The organism is Actinomycetospora sp., assembly GCF_055612215.1.
Map to the genome: position 1 here is coordinate 1 of NZ_JBVPVA010000237.1, position 4,949 is coordinate 4,949.

The following is a 4,949-nucleotide window of genomic DNA, read 5'->3' on the forward strand; positions in this document are numbered from 1 at the left end:
GCGCTCGAGGACGTCCATGTCGAGCATCTCGCCGAACATGATCGTCGTCGCCTTGAGCACCCCGCCGCAGCGCGCGCAGGCGGGGTCGTCCTCGCCGGCGCGCACCCGGTCGAGCGCCTCGGCCATGGGCGTGACGGCCCCGCAGTCCAGGCACACCGTGTGGTGGTTGGTGCCGTGGAGCTCGACGACGCGGTCGGGCGAGGACCCGGCCGCCTGGTGGAGCTCGTCGATGTTCTGGGTGAGCAGGGCGACGAGCTTCCCGGAGCGCTCGAGCCGGACGAGCGCGTCGTGCGCCGGGCCCGGCCGCGCGGTCCACATCGGGTGCTCGACCCGCTCCTGCCACGCGGTGCGGCGCACCTCGGGGTCGTCGCGGTAGTGCTGATAGGTCCAGATGCGCTCCGCCGCGGGGTTCTTCGTCCACACCCCCTGCGGGCCGCGGAAGTCGGGGATGCCGGAGTCGGTGGAGACGCCGGCCCCGGTGAGGACGGTGACCGACCGCGCCGCGGCGATCAGCTCCCGCGCCTCGGAGATCCGGTCCTGGTCGGTGTGCGGAACGGCCACGGCCCCACCGTGCCACGGGCCGCCGCACCGCTCACCCGGAGCCGAGCTCCCCGACCATCCGCAGCAGCGTCGTCGCCACCTCCTGCGGGTGCCCGAGCGCGCACAGGTGCCCGCCCGGGACGACCTCCGCGTCGACCCCCAGCCGCTCCGCGGCCAGGCGGCGCACGAACGGCAGCGGGAAGAGGCGGTCGTCGCGGGCGGCGACGACCCGGGTGGGGACGTCGGGCCAGCGCGCCAGCGGGTAGGGCATCCCGAAGATCGCCCCGGCCTGCGGCGGCGCGCCCTCGGCCTCGAGCTCGGCGACGAGGTGGGCGGGGAGGTCGTGGAAGAACACCTCGCGGGGGGCGCGCACCGGGTCGAGGTCGCCCGGGTCGAGCCCCAGGTCCCGGGCGTGGGCCGCCATCGCCGCGCCGTGCCCGGTGGCGGCCCACCAGGCGCCGGCCGTCTCGCGGGGCGCCGGGATCATCGGTGCCAGCAGGACCAGCAACGTCGTCGGGACCTGCGCGGCGACCAGGGGCACGGTGAACGCGCCCATCGACTGCCCGACGAGCACCACCGGGGCCCGCTCACCGACCGCCGTCAGCACGGCGTCGACGTACTCGGTGAACCCGGCGGTCTCGTCGGCGACCGGCAGGTCGGGGGTGACGACCGTGTGCCCCGCGACGGTGAGCAGCGGCGCGAGCCGGGACCAGTAGCGGTGGTCCGAGGACGCGCCGTGCACGAGGACGAAGGTCGTCACGGGAACTCCTGGGATCTCGGGGGCGTCACGGAGGGTGTCGTCACACCGCCCCGGAATTCGACACCCTCACGGCCCGAGCGTGGCCATCGTCTCCGCGTCGAGCGCGAGGTCGCCGGCCGCGAGGTTCTCCTCGAGGTGCCCGACGCTGCGGGTGCCCGGGATGAGCAGGGTCTGCGGCGCGTGCGCGAGCAGCCAGGCGAGCCCGACCTGCGCGGGGGTGACGCCGAGGCGGGCGGCCGTGTCGACGACGGCCGGGAGCTCGGTGACCTGGCGCTGACCCGGCCAGCCGCCGCCGAGCGGGAAGTAGGGCACCCAGGCGATGTCGTGCTCGCGGCAGAGGTCGAGCACCGCCTCGCTGCTGCGGTCGACGAGGGAGTAGGCGTTCTGCACGCACACGATCCCGACGGGCAGCGCGTGCCGCAGCTGGTCGGCCGAGACGTGCGAGAGCCCGATCGCGCCGATCTTCCCGGCGTCGCGGAGGTCGACCATGGTGGCGAGCTGGTCGTCGAGGTCGACGACCTGGTCGCCCTCGGCGACCAGCCCCGGGGCGGCGTCGGCCCGGCGGAGGTTGACGACGTCGATGCGGTCCGTCCCGAGCGAGCGGAGGTTGTCGTCCACCTGGGCGCGCAGGTCCTCGGGGCGCTGGGCGAGCCGCAGCGGGACCTCCTCGCCGGGCGCCGGGGTGGCCCCGACCTTGCTGACCAGCACCAGGTGCTCGGGGTAGGGGGCGAGCGCGGTGTGGATGCGCCGGTTGACGAGGCCGTCGCCGTAGAACTGCGCGGTGTCGAGGTGGTCGACGCCGAGCTCGACGGCACGGCGCAGGACGGCCACGGGCTCGTCGTCGGGACCCTCCGCGCGCAGCTGCATGGCGCCGTAGCCGATCCGGGCGACGGAGCGGCCGGAGAGGGTCGCGAGGCCGCCGGGGTGGGGGCGCGTCCTGGTGCTGGTCATGGTGGCCTCCTGCGGGTGGTGGCAGACTGACGGAGAGCGGACCGGAGGCGCCTCCGTTCGCGCCACCGACGCTACCACGAAACCGGAGGTGCCTCCGCTTCATGGCCGACGACCCGACCCCTCCCCTGCGCGCCGACGCCCGCCGCAACCGGGACGCCCTGCTGCGCGCCGCCGCCGCGGGCTTCGCCGCCGGGGACGACCCGACGCTGGAGAAGATCGCCCGCGACGCCGGGGTCGGGATCGGGACGCTGTACCGGCACTTCCCGACCCGCGAGGCCCTCGTCGAGGCGGTCTACCGGACCGAGCTGGCCGCGGTGTGCGCCGTCGTCGACGACCTCCTCGCCGCGCACGAACCCGCCGACGCGCTGCGCGTGTGGATGGACCACTACGCCGAGTTCGTGATCACCAAGCGCGGGATGGCCGAGACGTTCCGGACGATGGTCGCCGACGGCACGGTGACCACCCCGCGCGAGGCGATCGACGCCGCCGTCGGGACGCTGCTCGCCGCGGGTGCGCGGGCCGGGACGCTGCGTGCCGACCTCGACCCCGACGACGTCGTCACCCTGCTCGTGGGGGTGTTCGTCTCGACGGCGGGGTCCGACGACCGCGCCCGGCTGGGTCGGCTGCTCGACCTCGTGGCCGCGGGGCTGCGCATGTGAACGGAACTGGGCGCTGGAGCGACCAGAACCGTTCACATGGCCGAAGGCCTCTTCACGTACCGCCCGCCCGGCTCGCCGACCACGGCCCCGTCGGCGAACACCGTCCGGCCCCGCAGGAACGTCCGCGTCACCGTCGACCCGATCTCGAGGCCCCGGAACGGGCTGTACTCCTGGGTCGACTCGGACGCGGCGGGGTCGACCGTCCACGAGGTGTCGGGGTCGACGAGCGCGATGTCGGCGTCGAAGCCGGGCGCGAGGTCGCCCTTGGTGCCGAGTCCGAAGCGCCGGGCCGGGTTGGTCGAGGTCAGCTCCGCGATCCGCGGCAGCGCCAGCCCCCGCTTGAGCCCCTCCCCCACGAGCCCCGGCAGCAGGTACTCCGTGCCGCCGAACCCGGACTTCGCCGCGAAGACGTCCTCGTGGTCGTCCCCGAACTTCGTCGCCTCCTTGCAGCACGCGTGGTCGGACACCACCCAGGACACGTCGCCGGCCAGCACGTGGCGCCACAGCGCCTCGACGTCGGAGCGCGGGCGTAGCGGCGGGTTGACCTTGCCGCCGATGCCGTCGGCGGTGTGCACGTCGGCGAGAAGGTGCCCGACGGTGACCTCGCGCCGGAAGTCCACGTGCGGGAACGTCCCCGCCATCAGCATGGCCGCCTCGAGCGCCTTCGCCGACGACAGGTGCAGCAGGTTGATCGTCGGCAGCCCGGTCTCGTGCGCGAGGTAGGAGGCGATGGTGACCGCGAGCCCCTCGGAGTGCGGCGGCCGCGACGCGCTGTAGGCCTCGAGGCCGTGCAGCGTCCCGTCCTCCTCGACGAGCTTCGTGTAGGCCGTCATGATCTCGGCGGTCTCGCAGTGCAGCGAGAGCGAGATGCGGTCCGCGATGTCCGGGCGCTGCTCGCGCACCCGCTGGATGCCGCGCATGACGAACTCGAAGTGCGCGATGTCGTAGCGCTCGCCCTCGGGGATCATGAGGAAGTCGTTCTGGGCGTTCGAGCGCCCGTGCAGCCCGTGGCTCCCGTAGAACATGAAGATCTTGAACGACGTGACGCCGTGCTCGTCGACGAGCATCGGGATCTCGTCGATGTGGCTGGCCTGCATCGGCGCGAGGTGGAAGGCGTAGTCGACGTGCGAGCGCCCCTCGGAGGCCGCGAGCACCTCGGGGAACACGTCGGCGTACGACCCGCCCTTGTTCAGGTAGTACTGCCCGGTGCGCATGTAGGTCAGCGACGTGGTCACCCCGCCCTGCGCGCACGCCCGGCTCTCGGTGGCGGTGTCCTCGGCGAGCGGGTTGTAGATGCCCCAGTGCTGGTGGGCGTCCACGACCCCGGGGAACGCGAGCTGCCCGCGCCCGTCGTGCACCTCGGTTGCGTCGGCGCCGAGATCCGGGCCGACGGCGGTGATGCGGCCGTCGTCGACGGCGATGTCGGCGAGCGGGGTCTCCTCGGTCCCCGGCCGCACCACGCGGACGTTGCGGACGACGAGGTCGTGGCTCATGCGGGGATCTCCTTCTGGGTGAGGATCGACGTCAGGTGCTCGGCGGCGCGGTAGGCCAGGCCGAGGGCGGGCAGCAGGCCGTTGCCCGCGAGGTAGCCGGCGGCGCCGTGGCCGGACATGCCGACCGCCGCCCCGCCGGAGGCGTAGAGGCCGCCGAGGGGGCGGCCCGAGGCGTCCAGGACGCGGGCGTGCTCGTCGACGGCGAGCCCGCCCTGGGTGTGGAAGAGCGCCGGGACGATCTCGACGGCGGCGTAGGGCGGCTCGAGCGGGGCCGCGACCCGGCGGCGGCCCACCCGGTCGCCCGCGGACTCCCCCCGTGCCACCGCGGCCGCGTCGGCGAGCTCGGCGCCGAGCACCGCGGCGTCGACGCCGAGGCGCCCCGCCAGCTCCTCGACGGTGTCGGCCCAGCGCACCGCCCCCGCCTCGACGACGTCGAGGTAGTCGCGGAACCTGCGCGTCGCGGCGTCGATGCGGGCGTCGAGCACCACCCAGCCGCGCGCGCCGGGCCGGGCGGCGAGCATCGCGGCGTACTCGGAGTAGCCGACG

The 4,949-nt window shown here is 74.6% G+C and carries 6 protein-coding genes; 1 reads left to right on the plus strand and 5 read right to left on the minus strand.

Features of this window, described 5'->3' with window-relative positions; all coding sequences use genetic code 11:
* The 3 genes from AC0CYZ_RS06520 to AC0CYZ_RS06530 all read right to left on the minus strand — a co-directional run.
* Window positions 1-561, minus strand: a 561-nt coding sequence (locus AC0CYZ_RS06520) for an SIR2 family NAD-dependent protein deacylase (RefSeq protein ID WP_472213488.1), incomplete at its 3' end; no start/stop codon positions are given.
* A gap of 31 nt (window positions 562-592) precedes the next feature.
* A complete protein-coding gene (locus tag AC0CYZ_RS06525; RefSeq protein WP_472213491.1) occupies window positions 593-1,300 on the minus strand; it encodes an alpha/beta fold hydrolase in 708 nt (235 codons plus the stop codon).
* A gap of 66 nt (window positions 1,301-1,366) precedes the next feature.
* Complete coding sequence (locus tag AC0CYZ_RS06530) at window positions 1,367-2,251, minus strand: aldo/keto reductase (RefSeq protein WP_472213493.1); 885 nt, start codon at window positions 2,249-2,251, stop codon at window positions 1,367-1,369.
* Window positions 2,252-2,352: 101 nt separating this feature from the next.
* Here AC0CYZ_RS06530 and AC0CYZ_RS06535 point away from each other — a divergent pair, with 101 nt between their 5' ends.
* Complete coding sequence (locus AC0CYZ_RS06535) at window positions 2,353-2,910, plus strand: TetR/AcrR family transcriptional regulator (protein ID WP_472213495.1); 558 nt, start codon at window positions 2,353-2,355, stop codon at window positions 2,908-2,910.
* 32 nt (window positions 2,911-2,942) lie between these two features.
* On the opposite strand, the gene AC0CYZ_RS06540 is transcribed toward AC0CYZ_RS06535, so the two are convergent.
* Both AC0CYZ_RS06540 and AC0CYZ_RS06545 read right to left on the minus strand, forming a co-directional pair.
* Window positions 2,943-4,403, minus strand: coding sequence for a dihydroorotase (locus tag AC0CYZ_RS06540; protein ID WP_472213497.1), 1,461 nt, complete (start codon window positions 4,401-4,403; stop codon window positions 2,943-2,945).
* On the minus strand, window positions 4,400-4,949 hold a 550-nt coding region (locus AC0CYZ_RS06545; protein WP_472213500.1), incomplete at its 5' end, for an FAD-binding protein. The genes AC0CYZ_RS06540 and AC0CYZ_RS06545, both read right to left, overlap by 4 nt.

Bases quoted from the DNA above. Each gene is read 5' to 3' on its own strand.
- AC0CYZ_RS06530 (WP_472213493.1), bottom strand. From the start codon at position 2,251: ATGACCAGCACCAGGACGCGCCCCCACCCCGGCGGCCTCGCGACCCTC.
- AC0CYZ_RS06535 (WP_472213495.1), top strand. From the start codon at position 2,353: ATGGCCGACGACCCGACCCCTCCCCTGCGCGCCGACGCCCGCCGCAAC.
- AC0CYZ_RS06540 (WP_472213497.1), bottom strand. From the start codon at position 4,403: ATGAGCCACGACCTCGTCGTCCGCAACGTCCGCGTGGTGCGGCCGGGG.